The organism is Ensifer sp. Root954, from assembly GCF_001429005.1.
Lineage (GTDB): Bacteria > Pseudomonadota > Alphaproteobacteria > Rhizobiales > Rhizobiaceae > Ensifer > Ensifer adhaerens.
On the sequence record NZ_LMJM01000024.1, the window covers coordinates 148,534 to 164,683 of the forward strand.

General features: G+C 63.7%; 16 protein-coding genes. 7 read left to right on the top strand and 9 right to left on the bottom strand.

Annotated elements, in window-relative coordinates:
- Positions 1–27 precede the first annotated feature (27 nt).
- Entirely contained in the window at positions 28–477 is a 450-nt protein-coding gene (locus tag ASE71_RS18600) for a host attachment protein (protein WP_034789016.1), read from the bottom strand.
- 127 nt (positions 478–604) lie between these two features.
- Positions 605–1,279: a helix-turn-helix transcriptional regulator gene (locus ASE71_RS18605; protein ID WP_060518829.1), complete on the bottom strand. Its 675-nt coding sequence runs from the start codon at positions 1,277–1,279 to the stop codon at positions 605–607.
- Positions 1,280–1,421: 142 nt separating this feature from the next.
- Between ASE71_RS18605 and ASE71_RS18610 the strand changes: the two genes are divergently transcribed.
- The 3 genes from ASE71_RS18610 (at position 1,422) to ASE71_RS18620 (ending at position 4,705) form a co-directional block, all read left to right on the top strand.
- Positions 1,422–1,721, top strand: coding sequence for a hypothetical protein (locus ASE71_RS18610; RefSeq protein WP_034789021.1), 300 nt, complete (start codon positions 1,422–1,424; stop codon positions 1,719–1,721).
- A gap of 38 nt (positions 1,722–1,759) precedes the next feature.
- Positions 1,760–2,860: a DNA alkylation repair protein gene (locus ASE71_RS18615; protein WP_060518831.1), complete on the top strand. Its 1,101-nt coding sequence runs from the start codon at positions 1,760–1,762 to the stop codon at positions 2,858–2,860.
- A gap of 294 nt (positions 2,861–3,154) precedes the next feature.
- Positions 3,155–4,705: a DEAD/DEAH box helicase gene (locus ASE71_RS18620; RefSeq protein ID WP_060518966.1), complete on the top strand. Its 1,551-nt coding sequence runs from the start codon at positions 3,155–3,157 to the stop codon at positions 4,703–4,705.
- Positions 4,706–4,852: 147 nt separating this feature from the next.
- On the opposite strand, the gene ASE71_RS18625 is transcribed toward ASE71_RS18620, so the two are convergent.
- The 3 genes from ASE71_RS18625 to ASE71_RS18635 form a co-directional block, all read right to left on the bottom strand.
- Entirely contained in the window at positions 4,853–5,728 is an 876-nt protein-coding gene (locus ASE71_RS18625) for a DMT family transporter (RefSeq protein WP_034803471.1), read from the bottom strand.
- 182 nt (positions 5,729–5,910) lie between these two features.
- The gene (locus ASE71_RS18630) at positions 5,911–6,366 is read right to left on the bottom strand and encodes a GyrI-like domain-containing protein (protein ID WP_034803463.1); all 456 of its coding nucleotides are present in this window, start codon (positions 6,364–6,366) and stop codon (positions 5,911–5,913) included.
- Positions 6,367–6,448: 82 nt separating this feature from the next.
- Positions 6,449–7,318, bottom strand: coding sequence for a LysR family transcriptional regulator (locus ASE71_RS18635; protein ID WP_060518833.1), 870 nt, complete (start codon positions 7,316–7,318; stop codon positions 6,449–6,451).
- Between the two features lie 80 nt (positions 7,319–7,398).
- On the opposite strand from ASE71_RS18635, the gene ASE71_RS18640 reads away from it, so the two are divergent.
- The 4 genes from ASE71_RS18640 (at position 7,399) to ASE71_RS18655 (ending at position 12,025) form a co-directional block, all read left to right on the top strand.
- Positions 7,399–8,478 carry a YeiH family protein gene (locus ASE71_RS18640; RefSeq protein WP_082566322.1) on the top strand — a complete coding sequence of 360 codons (1,080 nt, stop codon included), beginning with the start codon at positions 7,399–7,401 and terminating at the stop codon, positions 8,476–8,478.
- Positions 8,479–8,712: 234 nt separating this feature from the next.
- Entirely contained in the window at positions 8,713–10,107 is a 1,395-nt protein-coding gene (locus ASE71_RS18645; RefSeq protein WP_034803477.1) for a circularly permuted type 2 ATP-grasp protein, read from the top strand.
- A gap of 3 nt (positions 10,108–10,110) precedes the next feature.
- The gene (locus ASE71_RS18650; RefSeq protein ID WP_034803460.1) at positions 10,111–11,049 is read left to right on the top strand and encodes an alpha-E domain-containing protein; all 939 of its coding nucleotides are present in this window, start codon (positions 10,111–10,113) and stop codon (positions 11,047–11,049) included.
- A 112-nt stretch (positions 11,050–11,161) separates the two neighbouring features.
- Entirely contained in the window at positions 11,162–12,025 is an 864-nt protein-coding gene (locus ASE71_RS18655) for a transglutaminase family protein (protein WP_060518839.1), read from the top strand.
- Positions 12,026–12,076: 51 nt separating this feature from the next.
- Here the strand turns inward: ASE71_RS18655 and ASE71_RS18660 are convergent, their stop codons facing one another.
- The 4 genes from ASE71_RS18660 to ASE71_RS37000 all read right to left on the bottom strand — a co-directional run.
- Complete coding sequence (locus ASE71_RS18660; protein ID WP_060518841.1) at positions 12,077–12,745, bottom strand: hypothetical protein; 669 nt, start codon at positions 12,743–12,745, stop codon at positions 12,077–12,079.
- Positions 12,746–12,976: 231 nt separating this feature from the next.
- Positions 12,977–13,363 carry a hypothetical protein gene (locus ASE71_RS18665; protein ID WP_060518842.1) on the bottom strand — a complete coding sequence of 129 codons (387 nt, stop codon included), beginning with the start codon at positions 13,361–13,363 and terminating at the stop codon, positions 12,977–12,979.
- A gap of 517 nt (positions 13,364–13,880) precedes the next feature.
- The gene (araD, locus tag ASE71_RS18670; RefSeq protein ID WP_034803454.1) at positions 13,881–15,626 is read right to left on the bottom strand and encodes an L-arabinonate dehydratase; all 1,746 of its coding nucleotides are present in this window, start codon (positions 15,624–15,626) and stop codon (positions 13,881–13,883) included.
- A 55-nt stretch (positions 15,627–15,681) separates the two neighbouring features.
- Positions 15,682–16,150: aldehyde dehydrogenase family protein (locus ASE71_RS37000; RefSeq protein ID WP_244497375.1), on the bottom strand; the 469-nt coding region annotated here is incomplete at its 5' end.

Here is a 16,150-nt window from a genome sequence, read left to right on the forward strand (position 1 = left end):
GTTACGAAGTCCGGCTGCGGCCGAGCCTTAAGGGAACACCGCGGCCCGTGCCGTTGCGATCAGTTGCTCGGTGGTTGCAGCCACGCAGTTGCGGTCGATCTCGGCGACTGTCCGCTCGCGGACATGGGCGGAAAGCTGCTTGCGGAGATCGCCAAGCGTCCGGGGTGCTGCGCAAATCACCAGGCTGTCGAAGGCATGGTTGGCGGCGTAGCTCTCCAGCCTTCCGGCCACGTCCGCAACAAAGCGCTGCTGCTCCTCGCGAACGGGATCGCTCTTGTATTCCATGGCCGAGCGGCCGTGTCCGACGGACGAATGCGACCGGCCCGGCTTGTCGGCCATGATGTCCTGAACGCGCTTCGGTTCGGTGTGAAAGGTCTCCTCCTCCGGCCGCTGGCGCTCTTCCTTCAACAGGTTCACGCCCTTGACGATGCGCGCGGTGTTGCCATCCGCGGCCAGTATCCAAGTCCGGTTCTGCACGATTGTCTCCCAGTGAAAGGTGTGGATCGCGAAGGGTCATGAAGACCCTGTAAAGGAAACGAGCGAGCGGCGATCCGGTTCCATCGGAAGGTGGCGATGATGCTGATTATTTGGCCGGATGCGCCGGTCACATCCGCGCGATATAGGCTTCGAAGCTGCGTTCCGGCGTCACCTCGTAACGCTCGCGCTGGACATGAAGCGTGCTGATCCTGTCGACCCGGAAATCGCGGAAATCCGACCTCAGTTCGCACCAGCCCGTCAGCAGCCAGAAGTGGCCGAAGACGCTGAGGCCGAGCGGCCAGATGGTGCGCTCGGAATGTTCGTCCTTGAGGCTGTCATAGGCCAGGCGAAGCTTGCGGCGACCGGCGATCGCCAGGCGGATCTCGCCGAGCAGCGCCGGCGGTTCCGGCTGGAGCGAAGAGCGGAAGGCGCGAAGCGGCGCGGCTGTCAGCCGCTGCCGATGGTCGGGCGGCAGACCATGGGCGATCTTCTCCATAGCCTCGCGCGCCGCCTGGGCGAGCCTGCCGTCGCCGAGCATCTGCACGGCGCGGGCGCCGAAAGCGAGCGCTTCGAGCTGCTCGAAGGTAAAGGCAAGCGGCGGCGCATCGAACGCACCGCGCAGGAGATAGCCGACACCGCGTTCGCCGTCGATCGGCGCGCCGGAGGCGATCAGGTGCTCCATGTCGCGATAGATGGTGCGCTGGGCGACCTCCATCTTCTCGGCGATCTCGCGCGCCGTCATCACCCGGCCGCTCGCGCGCAGGAGCTGGATGATGCGAAACAGCCGGTCGGCGGGTCTCATGCCTGGCCTCCCGCGGCAAGACTTCGTTCAAAAGGGCTACCGCGCGCCTCGCGTGTCCACAAGCACGGCACCGTCGATAATGGCCATAAGGCTGTCAGTTGCCCTGTGTTAAATCAAGCGACAACTCACAGGGAGCCTCATCATGACCAGCGATCACATCCTTGAACTTGCCGTCTGCATCGTCACCGACAGGCCGGCGGCCACAGCCACGCGCCAGCGAGCGATGCAGGCCGTTTCCCGCTATCCGGGCTTCGTCTCCTGGCGCGCGGTCGATTCCTGCGAGACCTCGGGCATGTTCGCAGACCTGGTCGAATGGGAGACACTGGAGGCTGCGCAATCGGCCGGAGAGCGCGTCCGGGTCGATCCGGAGTTCGCACCTTACGCAGCGACGATCAGCGCGGTAATGCTCGTGCAGCATTTTAGCGGCGGCCAGAGGATCTGACCGACCCGGAATTGTACGAGCAAAGGACTGCCTGAGCGATGGCCGAACCACTGAAGAATCTGCTGCACCCCGGTATCGTCATCGCCATCGCCGATGCGCTCGAACGCAACGCCGCCGGTTTCGACCGCAAGAGGTTCGTGGCGCTTGCGGGTGAGGGGCTGGAGGCGCTGGAGCTGATGCAGCGCTCGCTGCAGATCCGCGACGCGCTGGTCGAGACGCTGCCGCAGGCGTTTCCGGAGGCGGCCGCCAACCTCCACGCCTGCCTTCCTCGCGACGGCGCGGACGGTATCAGCGGCTGGTCGCTGCTGCCCTTCAGCCAGTACGTCGCCTTGCGCGGCCTCGACGACTTCGACCTTTCGCTGTCGCTGTTGCGGGCGCTGACGCCGCATTTCACAGCCGAGTTCGGCATCCGCGTCTTCATCGATCGCGACCAGGAGCGCGCCCTCGCGACGATCCGGGACTGGACGAAGGATCCCAACCATCACGTCCGGCGACTGGCGAGCGAAGGCACCCGCCCGCGCCTGCCCTGGGCGATGCGACTGCCGCAGCTCATCCGCGATCCGCAGCCGATCCTGCCGATCCTGACCGCGCTTCTCGACGACCCCGAGGAGTATGTGCGCCGCTCGGTTGCCAACAGCCTCAACGACATCGCCAAGGACCATTCGGATCTGGTGGCTGCTTTCGTCGCCGAACAGATCGGCGACGCATCGCCGGAGCGCCGCCAGCTTCTGCGCCACGCCTCGCGCACGCTGCTGAAGCAGGGGCACGCGGACGCGCTCGGCAATTTCGGTTTCGCTCCCCCGGCCGGCATCAATGCGCGCCTTTCGCTCGATCGTTCGGACATCGTGCTTGGCGAAAGCCTCGGCCTGCGCCTCGCCGTAAGCCATGACGCCGAGACGAGCCAGAAGGTGATGATCGACTACGCCGTGCACCATCGCAAGGCAAACGGTGCGACCTCGCCGAAAGTCTTCAAGTGGACATCCGCGACGCTTGTCCCCGGCGCCTCGATCGAGATCGAGAAACGCCATGCGATCCGGCCCATTACGACCCGTCGCTATTATCCGGGCGCGCATCGCATCGTCATCCTGGTCAACGGCCAGGAAGCGGCAGAAGCGGGCTTCGATCTCGCGCTTGAGTAGATCTCATTTCGCACCTGCGAAAAGATGGACCTTGACTTTTTCGTCCAAACCAACGACATGGTGCCCAGCGTCACCTTCCGGCCGCCGCGTGAGCGCGCCCTCGGCAGACATCGAAAGCCGTGAAGAAGGATAGCGCACATATCACCGCGATAGGCGGTACAGCACAGGCGCTTGACGACTTAATTCAACCCACAAGTTCCCAATTCACGCGGGGTTCTTGACGCCGAACGACACCGGAACAGCAACAATGCGGTTCCGGCGAATGGGTTTGGCGCCCCCAAAAGGTATATGCATTTGTCCACCTTTAAAGATCTCGGCCTCTCCGAGCACATTCTGGAAACCCTGACTGCCAACGGCTTCGAAAAGCCGACCCCGATCCAGGCTCAGGCGATCCCGCTGGTGCTGAAGGGCAACGATCTCATCGGTCTCGCCCAGACCGGCACCGGCAAGACGGCCGCCTTCGGCCTGCCGATGATCGAGAAGCTCGTTGCCGAAGGCAAGCGCCCCGATCCGCGCAACATTCGCGCCCTGGTTCTGGCGCCGACCCGCGAACTGGTCAACCAGATCGCCGCCAACCTCAAGCTGTTCGTCAAGAAGTCACCGCTGAAGATCGGCGTTGTCGTCGGCGGCGTCTCGATCAACAAGCAGACCGAACAGCTCGCCCGCGGTGTCGACATCCTGGTCGCAACCCCCGGCCGCCTGCTCGACCTCGTCGCCCGCAAGGCGGTGACGCTGACGCAGGGCCGCTACCTGGTGCTCGACGAAGCCGACCAGATGCTCGACCTCGGCTTCATCCACGACCTGCGCAAGATCTCCAAGCTGGTGCCGAAGAACCGCCAGACGCTGCTCTTCTCGGCCACCATGCCGAAGCAGATCGCCGAGCTTGCTGGCGAGTACCTGACCAACCCGGTCAAGGTCGAAGTCACGCCTCCGGGCAAGGCTGCCGACAAGGTCGAACAGTATGTTCACTTCGTTCCCGGCAAGGACCTGAAGACGACCATCCTGAAGAAGACGCTGACAGAGAACCCGGACGGCCTGTCGCTGATCTTCAGCCGCACCAAGCATGGCGCCGAGAAGCTGATGAAGCATCTCGACCACGTCGGCTTCAAGGCCGCCTCGATCCACGGCAACAAGAGCCAGGGCCAGCGCGAGCGCGCGCTCAAGGCCTTCCGTGACGGCGAGATCCGCGTGCTGGTCGCGACCGACGTCGCCGCCCGCGGCATCGACATCCCCGGCGTTACTCACGTCTACAACTACGACCTGCCGGAAGTGCCGGATGCCTATGTTCACCGCATCGGCCGCACCGCGCGCGCCGGCCGCGACGGCATCGCCATCGCCTTCTGCGCGCCGGACGAAATCCGCCTGCTGCGCGACATCGAGAAGCTGATGGGCATCAACATTGCCGTTGCCAGCGGCGAGGCTCCCGCCGACCAGGCGCGTCCGGCCAAGGGCCGCGGCGGCCGTGGCAACAACGGCGCCGGCCACCGCAAGGGCAATGGCGGCGGTCACCACCAGAACGGCGGCCGTCCGCCGCGCCGTGAGCGTCCGGCCGGCGAACCGGTTGCTGCGACCAGCGGCTTCACCGGTGACGACCTATTGCGCGACGAGCGTCGCCCGCAGCGCCAGGAGCGCCGTGATCACGGCCATCCGCAGACCGACGGCCGTGGCGAAGGCAACCGCAACCACGAAGGCAAGAAGCACCACGGACGTCCCGGCCAGAAGCAAGGCGACCGTCGTGACCGCAACCATGGCGGCCGCAACGAAAACCGCGGCGGTGGCGAGCGTCGCGAAGGCGGCCAGGGCCAGCGTCGGGGCAATGGCGGCAATCGCGGCCACCAGGGCTGACCGAGGCGCTGCGCGTCAACCGGGCGCGCAAAAGCCAGCGTAGAACTTTGAAATGTGAACGGCGGGTCGCTTCGGCCCGCCGTTTTAGTTTTGGGCCAAGCGCATGCCGCTATTGCAAAACCGCTTCACACTCTCGCGCGTCGTGCTTCACGCCTGCTTGCGGTTGGTGAGATAGACGCCAGCAACGGCAATGATGGTGCCGATGACCATCGGCAGCGTCAGCGCTTCGCCGAAGAAGAGCCACGCCTGCACGGCGGCAAGCGGCGGCACGAGATAGATCAGCGACGCTGCGCGCGACACCTGCCCTCGACGGATCAGATAAAGCAGCAGCGCGATCGCGCCCATCGAGAGCCCGAGAACCGACCAGGCAAGTGCCAGAACCACCTGGAGGTTCCAGGTGACGTGCAGGTCTTCGAGCATCAGCGCCAGCGGGATCGTCACGATCAGCGCGCCGAGATATTGCAGCGCTGCGATGGTGCGGATGTCACCGCTCTGCAGATGGCGCTTCTGGTAGAGCGTGCCATAGGTGACGGCGCCCATGCCGAGCACGTTGATGATCACAGGCAGAAAGTGGATCGGCGTCGCCCCCGTGTCGATCGCCAGCACCTTCGGCAGGACGGCAAGCGCAATGCCGAAGAAGCCGAGCACCAGCCCGAGCTTCTGCTGCGTGCTCAGCCTCTCGTCGATGACGAAGGCCGCGGCAACCGCGGTCATCAGCGGCTGCAGGCCGGCGATGATGCCGGAAATGCCGGCCGGCACGCCCTCGCCGATCGCCCACCAGACCGACCCGAGATAGAGCCCGTGCAGGAACATGCCGGACACGATCGCATGACCGGCCATTTTCCAGGACTTCGGCCATCGTGCGCCGGTGACGACGCAGAACAGGATGAAGAGCGCGATCGCCAGCGTGTAGCGCAACACGAGAAAGGTCAGCGGATCTGCGTAGACCGCAGCATATTTCGCCACCACCCAGCCGGTGGACCAGAGCAGAACGAAGATGGCGGGAGCCAGACGGGCGAGCATGGTGAGCCTATCGGAATGACGGCGGCAGGTGGAAGCAATGAACCGCCTTCGCTGAAGCGCGTCGGGCCGTTGTAACGCTTTGATCTGCCGCTGATTTCGCGCTCAAATCCCTCCGATTTAAGCACTCATGCAAGTATCCGCGCCGGTATTGATCGTCAAAGCAATTTTTCTGATGGGAAGCATCAGCCAATCGGAACCATCAGCCTGAGCGAGGATAGCGACAGCGAGACGAAACCGGGATCGTACTCCTCGCGATAGTGCAGCAAGGCGGTATCGACCGCGTGGCCTTCGGCCGCGATCCAGTCGAACATTCTCTGGTAATGGGCAAAGACGTCGCCACTATCAGGGTGATGCAGGGCCGTGACAAAGCGCATGGCCGGCAGGTCGACAAAGCCTGGGTGCACGGTCGTCTCTGCCTTGTCGGAAACATAGCCGACGAGATAGCGGAATCCATCCGGGCGATCGTTCCACGAGATGCCGACCAATGCTGCATGATCGCCTGGATGCAGATGCTGGTGATGCCCCTGCATTTCGGCGATCAGCCGGCGAACGGCACCATCGGCCGCCTCGCCGAAGGTGCCCTCCCAGAACGATCCGGAAATGCGCTGTGCGGGTCTCTCGACGATTTCGAACACCATGGTCACCTCTTAAAAAAGAGATCCTGCAGCGATTGCCAGGGGTCTCCCGCATGGCAAGCCCTGGAGCAAAACGGAATTTGCCTCAAAGCAGTTCCACGAAGGCCCGCGCCGCGTGGCTGAACTGCCTCTCGCGGTGGGTCAAAAGCTCGAAGCTGCGCTCAGCCAGTTCGAACGGCAGTTCCACCAGCCGGCCGCTATCGACGAAAGGTTGTGCTGCGAGCCGGGAAACGGCCGTGACGAAAGGACCACTTTCGACCGCCGTCAGCACCGCCTCGTTCGAGGGCAGCTCAAGCTCGATCCTGAGCCGATCGACGTCTGCTCCATGATCATTCATCGATTGCAGGAACATTGCCCGCGTGCCGGAGCCTTCCTCGCGCAGCACCCAGCGCGCAGAAAGCAGCATTTCCGGATTGACGGCAGCCCCAACGAACGCGTGCGAGGGCGCGGCATAGACGGCGATGCGATCGACGGCGACGCGGCGATGGTCGAGCTTGGCGCCATCCACGCGCCCCTCGACGAAGCCGAGCTGCGCCGTGCCCTCTTCCACCGCCTCGGCGACGACGGCCGTGTTGCGCACGGTGAGCTTCACATCGACCTGGGGATAGTCGTGGGTGAAGCGGGCAAGGCGCGACGGCAGCCAATAGCTCGCGACCGTCTGGCTGGCGGCGATCGACAGTTCGCCGCGGCGAAGCTCCGAGAGATCGCGCAGGCAGGCAGTGGCGGCGAGCGCCCGGGCGAGCACCGCCTTTGCCTCCGGCAGGAAGATCTTGCCGGCATCGGTCAGCGTCAGGCCGCGGCCGACGCGATCGAACAATCTGATGTCGTGCTGGGTTTCGAGCGCCGCGATGGCCGCACTTGCGGCCGACTGCGTGACGTTCATCGCCTCGGCGGCTTTGGTCATGTGCAGCCGCTCGGCGACCGCGACGAAGATTTTAAGCTGATCGAGTGTCATGGAAGATCAATCGCAAAAATCGATCAGAATGACAAGAATAATCCGTTAGACTGATTCATGGATGAGCGTAGCTTGCGCCCATGTCCAGATCGCATTCCCCATTTCGCTCCCAATTTTCCTCAGTCGCCTCCCGCCTGACGTGCATTCTTCCGGGCCTTTTTCTCTGCTGTCTCGTCGCACTTGCGGCCATCGGTCTGGAATGGATCGAGCGGCGCTGGACCGGCCGCGCCTGGCTGGAAGCGCTCGTTCTCGCGATCCTTCTCGGCGCTATCGTCCGCAGCCTCTGGACACCCGGCCCCCGCTTCCTCTCCGGCATCCACTTCTCGGCGAAAGTCCTGCTGGAGACAGCGATCGTGCTGATCGGCGCGATGCTGAGCTTCGACGCGATCGCAGCGAGCGGGCCGACCCTGCTCGTCACCATCGTCGCCATGGTTCTTCTGTCGATTTCCACCGGCTACCTGATTGCGCGCATGCTCGGGCTGCCGAAACGCCTGGCGACCTTGATTGCCTGCGGCAACGCCATCTGCGGCAACTCGGCGATCGCCGCCGTCGCACCGGCCATCGGTGCCCGCGGCGAGGAGGTCGCAGCTGCAATTTCTTTTACCGCCATCCTCGGCATCGCCGTCGTCCTGTCGCTGCCCTTCGTCGGCGGTTGGCTCGGCATGACGCCCCAGGGCTACGGCGTCTTTGCCGGCATGACCGTCTATGCCGTACCCCAGGTCCTGGCCGCGGCCAGCCCCTTCAGCCCGCTCTCGGTCCAGGTGGGCACGCTGGTCAAGCTCGTGCGCGTGCTGATGCTCGGCCCCGTCGTCTTCTGCTTCTCGCTAATTGGCAGCCGCGATACCGAGCCGGAATGCAAAGCGCCCGGACAACGGAAGTCGCGCCTCGCCACGATCCTCCATTTCGTTCCCTGGTTCATTCTGGGTTTCCTCGCCGTTGCGATCGCCCGCAACAGCGGCGCAATCTCCGACACACTCGCGACCGACGCCGTGACGGTCTCCACCTGGCTGACGGTCATCGCGATGGCCGCCCTCGGCCTTGAGGTCGACATCCGCGCGCTCGCCCATTGCGGGCCGCGTGCAAGTGCTGCCGCCACATTGTCGCTGCTGGTGCTCTGTCTCCTCGCGGTCCTCGCGATCGTCTGCCTGGGTCTCGGCTAGCTTCGGCGCCCGCGTCCAAATTTAGAGCAAGTGCATATTTCTTGCCCACCCGGTCGCAACCACTTTCTGCGACCGGATGCGGCTGCCCTGTCGTTGGGCAGATTTCCCCGCGAACGGGCGCTTCTGGCGTGGCCAACTTTCTTTTCAGGCGACTGAGCACGCTTCTTGCATTGCAACCAGCCTTGTACTCAAATGGTCAAAAATAAGGGGACCACGCCTTTGGCATTTGACGAAATGATGAATGCGGACAGCAGTCCGCGCCAGCCATATTCGACCTATCATGATTGGTATGCCAGCCAGGACAGAAATCGGCTCATAGCGAAATCCAAGGACGCCGAGAACATCTTCCGGAAAACCGGCATCACCTTCGCGGTCTACGGACACGCAGACAGTTCCGAAAAGCTCATCCCCTTCGATCTCATCCCCCGCATCATCTCCGGCCGCGAATGGCGCAAGCTCGCCCAGGGCATCGAACAGCGGGTCATCGCTCTCAACGCCTTTCTCGACGACATCTACCACAAGCAGGAAATCATCCGCGCCGGCCGCATCCCGCGCGAACTGATCGAGAAGAACGAAGCCTTCCTGCCGCAGATGATCGGTTTCCGCCCGCCGGGCGGCGTCTATACCCACATCGTCGGCACCGACATCGTCAGAACCGGCGAAGACCAGTTCTACGTTCTCGAAGATAACGCGCGTACCCCATCCGGCGTCAGCTACATGCTGGAAAACCGCGAAACGATGATGCAGATGTTCCCGGAACTCTTCCATCAAAACCGCGTGCGCCCGGTCGAGAACTACCCCTACCTGCTAAGGCAGAGCCTTTCGTCGCTCGCACCTCCCGGCTGCAGCGGCAAGCCGCGCGTCGCGGTGCTGACGCCCGGCATCTACAATTCGGCCTACTACGAACACGCGTTCCTCGCCGACCAGATGGGCGTCGAGCTCGTCGAAGGATCGGACCTGCGGGTGATCGACGGCAAGGTGAAGATGCGCACCACCCGCGGCTACGAGGCGATCGACGTGCTCTACCGCCGCGTCGATGACGACTTCCTCGACCCACTCACCTTCCGACCGGATTCCGCCCTCGGTATTCCCGGCATCATGGACGTGTACCGCGCCGGCAACATCACGATTGCCAACGCGCCCGGCACCGGAATTTCCGACGACAAGGCGATCTATTCCTACATGCCCGAGATCGTCGAGTTCTATACCGGCCGCAAGCCGCTCTTGGAAAACGTCCCGACCTGGCGCTGTTCCGAGCCGCAGAGCCTCAAATACGTGCTCGAGCATCTGGAAGAGCTGGTGGTCAAGGAGGTCCACGGCTCCGGCGGCTACGGCATGCTGGTAGGCCCGACGGCGACCAGGAAGGAACGCGCCGTCTTCGCCGAGAAGCTGAAAGCCCGCCCGACCAATTACATCGCCCAGCCGACGCTTTCCCTTTCCACCGTGCCGATCCTCGTCAACAAGGGCATCGCGCCCCGGCACGTCGACCTTCGCCCCTATGTCCTCGTCTCCGACAAGGTCCAGATCATCCCCGGCGGCCTGACGCGCGTGGCGCTGAAAGCCGGTTCGCTCGTCGTGAACTCCAGCCAGGGTGGCGGGACCAAGGACACCTGGGTGCTGGAGGACTGAGAGATGCTGGGAAGAACTGCAAACGGCCTCTACTGGATGTTCCGCTATATCGAACGCGCCGAAAACAGCGCCCGGCTGATCGATGCCGGCCTGCGCATGGCGCTGACCCGCAGCGAGGCAACGGAGGGCGACTGGGACGGTGTGCTGCAAAGTGCGGGCGTGCGCGAACTTTATGACGAGGTGCACGAAACGCTGACGAGCATCGACGCGATCGACTTCCTGCTGCGCGACCGGGCCAATCCCTCAAGCGTGATGTCCTGCATCGAGGCGGGGCGCCACAATGCCCGCATGGTGCGCACGGCGCTGACGCGCGAAACCTGGGAAGCCACCAACGAGTGCTATCTCGAGATGAGGGCAATGCTGTCGAAGAAGGCGCGCCCGACGGACATGCCGGAGATCATCGACATGATCAAGCGCCGCGCCGGCCTCATCCGTGGCGCCTTCCACGGCACCATGCTTCGAAACGAGATCTTCAATTTCTCGCGCATCGGCACCTTCATCGAACGGGCCGACAACACCGCCCGCATCCTTGACGTGAAGTACTACGTGCTTCTGCCGGCGGTCGCCGCCGTCGGCTCGTCGATGGACAATGTGCAGTGGGAATCGATTCTGCGCTCGGTCTCGGCGCATCGCGCCTATGGCTGGGTCTATGACGCCGAACTTCGCCCCGCCAACATCGCCGACTTCCTGATTTCCAACGGCCGCATGCCGCGCTCGCTTGCCTATTGCTACGAGAAGATCGCCAGCAACCTCGGCTATCTCGAGCGGGAGTATGGCGAACGCCATGCCGCCCACGAGACGGCCGACCGGACGCTTGCGTCGCTGCGCAGCCAGTCGATCAAGGACATCATGGATCAGGGGCTGCATGAGTATCTCGAAGAGTTCATCAGCCACAACAACCGCCTGGGACAGGAAATCTCCGACGGCTACCGATTCTACTAGAGCAGTTCCAGCGAAAGTGTGACGCCGTTTCGCGTTTGGAATGCGTAAAAACAAGGAGATAGAGCGCTTTCACAACTCCGTTGACCGGAAGCGTTCTAGATCGGAGGATGGCATGCACCTGAAGATCAGCCACACGACCGAATATCACTATGACGAGCCCGTGCAGTATGCCCTTCAGCGCTTGCGGCTGACGCCGCTCACCCAGGTGGGCCAGACCGTGCTCGGCTGGGAGACCCTCGTCGATGGCGCTGCGATCGAAGTGAACTACGACGACCACTTCGGCAACCGTGTTCACCTCGTCAGCATCGACGGCGACCGCGAAACGATCCATATCACGGCCTCCGGCGAGGTCCACACGGAGGACCGCGCCGGCGTCTTCGGCCCGCACCAGTCTTATGTGCCGCTGTGGCTCTTTGCACGCGAAACACCGCTTACCAAGGCCGGAAAGCTCATCCGCGAGCTCGCAAAATCCGCCGAAGGTGACACCGCCCTCGCCCGCATGCATGCGCTGATGGAGACGATCCACGAGGCGGTGACGTACAAACCCGGCGAGACTCATGCGGAAACGACGGCCGAGGATGCGCTGGAAAGCGGCCAAGGCGTCTGCCAGGACCATGCCCATATCCTGATCGCAGCGGCCCGCTCGCTCGATCTACCGGCGCGCTACATCTCGGGCTACCTGATGATGGAGGGGCACCCCGAACAGACGGCCAGCCATGCCTGGGCCGAGGTGCATCTCAACGGGCTCGGCTGGGTCGGCTTCGATGCAGCCAACAAGATCTGCCCAGATGATCGCTATGTCCGCATCGCCTCCGGCCTCTGCTACCGCGACGCCGCCCCCATCTCCGGGCTGATCCACGGCGAGGCGAAGGAGACGCTGAAGGTGTCGGTCACGGTCGAACAGCAGCAGCAAAGCCAAAGCCAAAGCCAGAATCAAAGCCAGGCCCGGGGCCAGAGCCAAAATCAGAGTCAGTAGGTCGGAGACGGGGCGGCGGCGACGCCCCGTCGAAGCTACCGGATGTTCCGACTACCGCGAGGCGCTCGCCTGCAGGATGCGGCAGAGCGAAACCAGCCCGCTGTCATAACCGCCGCCAACGACATCGCGACAGCGTTTGATCAGCTTGACCCGCTCGCCGGCGGGCAGTGCATTGAACGCGGCCATCGAAGCGCCTGGTGAAACCGAGCCTCCCGAACCGCCTCCGGTGCCACCGCCAACGCTGCCGCCACCCCCGGAGCTCCCGCCGCCGGATCCCGTTCCAACTCCCACGCCGAGCCCAAGCCCGACGCCGTTGCCGCCGCCTGCATTGGCCTTGAGACCAGCAGTCAGGCCATTCCGTCCACCGACCGTGGCATTGACCGAAGTGTTGAGCCCTTTTCCGCCGCCAAGGCCGACATCGGCATCCGCGTTGATGCCATTGGCGCCGCCGGCGCTCGCCTGCACATCGGCGTTGACGCCTTGCGCACCGCCGATCGAGGCGTTTGCGTTGGCATTGACGCCGTTTGCGCCGCCGAGCGATGCGTCGACATCGGCCTTAAGGCCGTTCGAGCCACCAAGTCCGACATTGGCGTTCAGCCCGCTCGGGCCACCGACGGACACGCCGACGCCAAGACCGTTCGCACTCTGTGAAAATGCCGGCTGGGACAGCGCCACCGTCGCAAGAAGACCGAGCGACAACGCAAATACATTCCTCCGCATGATCGTCCTCCTAACAAGGTCAGGGTCGGAATGGCCCCGACAATGGGGATACGTCGCAGGGTTGCTGCCGGTTGCAGCGGATCAGCCGAAAAGCGAGGGTTTTGCCCGGTGTGGATAACACAGGGCGAAGATGCGGCCGAAGGCGTGTCTTTTCGAAACGATGGCCTTGGCACCCAAACAGGATCGCCGCACCGAAAGTGGTGCGGTGATCGCTCTGAGGCTCTTAGCCGATCAAAGGACGTCTGATGACGCTGGAAGGCTGGCCAATGGCCCGAAAAAACCGATGATGCGCGTAATGCGCGTCGCGTTGGGATCGAGGAATGCGATGTCCAGACCCTCGGGGAAAGATGATCCGTCGGGCATCACAAATCGCCAGGCGAAGCGTGCGATCCCATGATGAACGTCCACCTCGCTTGTCCGAGTAATACGCGCGCCCGGGTGCCCAGCCTGAATACCTGCAATGTGCGCGAGCAGTTCTTCTGCACCGGCGGCATGAACCGTCGGGTCCGTGTACGTTGCGCCATCGGCCCAGATCGGCACCAGCAACGCCCGCCTATGCTCGGCGTCCTCCGACGACCAGGCAGCGCAATACGAATCGATAAGATCTGTTAACGGCACGCTTCTTCACTCCCGTAGATCATAGGTTCCGACACGCTCCGACGGCCAAGCCGAGGCGCATGCTCCTTCTCGCCGCAAGATAGCTGACGGCTGTTCGGCTGCTGCATTTATCCTTCGATCGTCTCCGATCAATGGAGCACTGCCGCGGCCGCCCACCTGCAGGCACGCAACGTCGCGGGGGAAAAGTATGACGTCGACGCTGCGACGCCAATACGCACCGCGCGGTCAGTGGTTACCCAGAGGTAAGGGAAGATGAACAGGCCCGCCGACTAGGGCTGATTGCAGCGATGAAGACGGTCGCGGGTCAGTGCGAGCATAAAAGTTACAGGTCCCGTCCCGCGACGATGCTTGCGGGTGCGCCAAGCCTGCTCAGCTCGCAGCGGCCTCCTCGACGCTGGCACCTGGGACCGTCGCACCGCAATTACGGTGCGACGGCGGCCTTTGCGCGTCTGTTACGACGCAAGCTGCGTTGAGCGCCAAAGACAAGAGCGAACTGTCCGCTCTCGCGCCGACAGCGTCAGTGGCTGTCGCGGTTCATCGGAATTTCCGCGCCGCGCGGACCGACGAGGAAGTCGAGATCCGCGCCCGTGTCGGCCTGCATCACGCTCTTGACGTAGAGGCCGGCATAACCACCCTTGAGCGGCATCACCGGCGACACCCAGGCAGCGCGACGACGGGCCAGTTCTTCGTCGGAGACATCGAGATGGATGGTGCGGGCCGGCACGTCGACGGCGATCATGTCGCCGTTTTGAACCAGTGCCAGCGGGCCGCCATCGGCCGCTTCCGGCGCCGTGTGCAGGATGACCGTACCGTAGGCCGTGCCGGACATGCGCGCATCGGAGATGCGGATCATGTCGGTAATGCCCTTTTTCAGCACCTTCGGGGGCAGGCCCATGTTGCCGACCTCGGCCATGCCCGGGTAACCCTTCGGGCCGCAATATTTCAGCACCATCACGCAGGTCTCGTCGATGTCGAGATCATCGCGATTGATGCGGGCGTGGTAGTCCTCGATGCTCTCGAACACGACCGCCCGGCCCTTGTGCTGCATCAGGTGCGGCGATGCGGCGGACGGCTTCAGCACGCAGCCCTTGGGCGCAAGATTGCCGCGCAGCACCGCGATGCCGCCGGACTTGGTCAGCGCTTTGTCGCGCGGCACGATGACGTCGTCATTGTAGTTAACGACATCCTTGACGTCGTTCCAGATCGTGTCACCGGTGACGGTCACAGCATCCTTGTGAAGGAGGCCCATTTCGCCCACGGCCTTGATCACGACCGGCAGGCCGCCGGCATAATAGAACTCCTCCATCAGGTACTTGCCCGACGGCTGCAGATTGACGATCGTCGGCACGTCGCGGCCGAGGCGATCCCAATCGTCGAGACTGAGGTCGACACCGACACGGCCGGCAAGCGCCAAGAGGTGCAGCACGGCGTTGGTCGAGCCGCCGACAGCGCCGTTGACGCGAATGGCGTTCTCGAAGGCCTGCTTCGTCAGGATATCCGAAGGCTTCAGATCCTCCTTGACCATGTCGACGATGCGGCGGCCGGAGAGCTGGGAGATCACCCGTCGGCGGGCATCGACGGCAGGGATCGCCGCATTGCCGGGCAGGGTCATGCCGAGCGCTTCGGCCATCGAGGCCATGGTCGAGGCCGTGCCCATGGTCATGCAGCTGCCGGCCGAGCGGGCCATGCCCTGCTCCGCATCCATGAATTCGGCGAGCGACATCTCGCCGGACTTCACCATTTCCGAAAACTGCCAGATCGCCGTGCCCGAGCCGACATCCTTGCCGCGCCACTTGCCGTTCAGCATCGGGCCGCCAGAAACGAGGATGACCGGGATGTCAACGCTGGCAGCCCCCATCAGCAGGCTCGGCGTGGTCTTGTCGCAACCGCCGAGCAGCACGACGCCATCGACCGGATTGCCGCGGATCGCCTCTTCGACGTCCATGGCCGCGAGATTGCGGAACATCATCGCCGTGGGCCGCAGCGTGCTTTCGCCAACGGAAAACACCGGGAATTCGACCGGAAAGCCACCGGCCTCGTAGACGCCGCGCTTCACCCGCTCTGCGAGATCACGCAGATGCGCGTTGCACGGCGTCAGCTCCGACCAGGTGTTACAGATGCCGATGATCGGCCGGCCATCGAAGGTGTCGGCGGGCAGGCCCTGGTTCTTCATCCAGGAGCGGTGCATGATGGCATTCTTGCCGGTACCGCCGAACCAATCCTGCGAACGCAGCTTGCGCGGCCATTCAGCTTTCTTCTTCATCTCTTCCTTCCTTATGCGGCCCGCACCGTTCACGCGGGCCCGATGACGGCGTGCTTCAGGCGAGCGTGTAGGCCGTCTTGACGGTGGTGTAGAACTCGGCGGCGTAGCGCCCCTGCTCGCGCGAGCCGTGGGACGAGCCCTTGCGGCCGCCGAAGGGCACGTGGAAATCGACGCCCGCCGTCGGCAGGTTGACCATCACCATGCCGGCCTCGGCATTGCGCTTGAAATGGGTCGCGTGCTTCAGGCTGGTGGTGGCGATGCCCGAGGACAGACCGAAGGGCGTGTCGTTGGCGACCGTGAGCGCCTCATCGTAGTCCTTGACCCGGATGACGGATGCGACCGGCCCGAAGATCTCTTCCCGAGAAATGCGCATCGCGTTCGTCGCTTCGGTAAACAGCGCCGGCTGCAGGTAGAAGCCGGGCGTGTCGCGCTTCAGAAGCTCGCCGCCGAAGGCAAGCTTGGCGCCTTCCTGGCGGCCGATGGCGATATAGTCGGTGTCCTGGTTGAGCTGGCTCTCATCGACC

Excerpts from the sequence above, each read along its gene's own strand:
- ASE71_RS18635 (WP_060518833.1), bottom strand. The coding sequence starts at position 7,318 with ATGACACTCGATCAGCTTAAAATCTTCGTCGCGGTCGCCGAGCGGCTG.
- ASE71_RS18660 (WP_060518841.1), bottom strand. The coding sequence starts at position 12,745 with ATGCGGAGGAATGTATTTGCGTTGTCGCTCGGTCTTCTTGCGACGGTG.
- ASE71_RS18650 (WP_034803460.1), top strand. The coding sequence starts at position 10,111 with ATGCTGGGAAGAACTGCAAACGGCCTCTACTGGATGTTCCGCTATATC.
- ASE71_RS18610 (WP_034789021.1), top strand. The coding sequence starts at position 1,422 with ATGACCAGCGATCACATCCTTGAACTTGCCGTCTGCATCGTCACCGAC.
- araD (WP_034803454.1), bottom strand. The coding sequence starts at position 15,626 with ATGAAGAAGAAAGCTGAATGGCCGCGCAAGCTGCGTTCGCAGGATTGG.
- ASE71_RS18625 (WP_034803471.1), bottom strand. The coding sequence starts at position 5,728 with ATGCTCGCCCGTCTGGCTCCCGCCATCTTCGTTCTGCTCTGGTCCACC.
- ASE71_RS18615 (WP_060518831.1), top strand. The coding sequence starts at position 1,760 with ATGGCCGAACCACTGAAGAATCTGCTGCACCCCGGTATCGTCATCGCC.
- ASE71_RS18645 (WP_034803477.1), top strand. The coding sequence starts at position 8,713 with ATGATGAATGCGGACAGCAGTCCGCGCCAGCCATATTCGACCTATCAT.
- ASE71_RS18640 (WP_082566322.1), top strand. The coding sequence starts at position 7,399 with ATGTCCAGATCGCATTCCCCATTTCGCTCCCAATTTTCCTCAGTCGCC.
- ASE71_RS18630 (WP_034803463.1), bottom strand. The coding sequence starts at position 6,366 with ATGGTGTTCGAAATCGTCGAGAGACCCGCACAGCGCATTTCCGGATCG.
- ASE71_RS18605 (WP_060518829.1), bottom strand. The coding sequence starts at position 1,279 with ATGAGACCCGCCGACCGGCTGTTTCGCATCATCCAGCTCCTGCGCGCG.
- ASE71_RS18655 (WP_060518839.1), top strand. The coding sequence starts at position 11,162 with ATGCACCTGAAGATCAGCCACACGACCGAATATCACTATGACGAGCCC.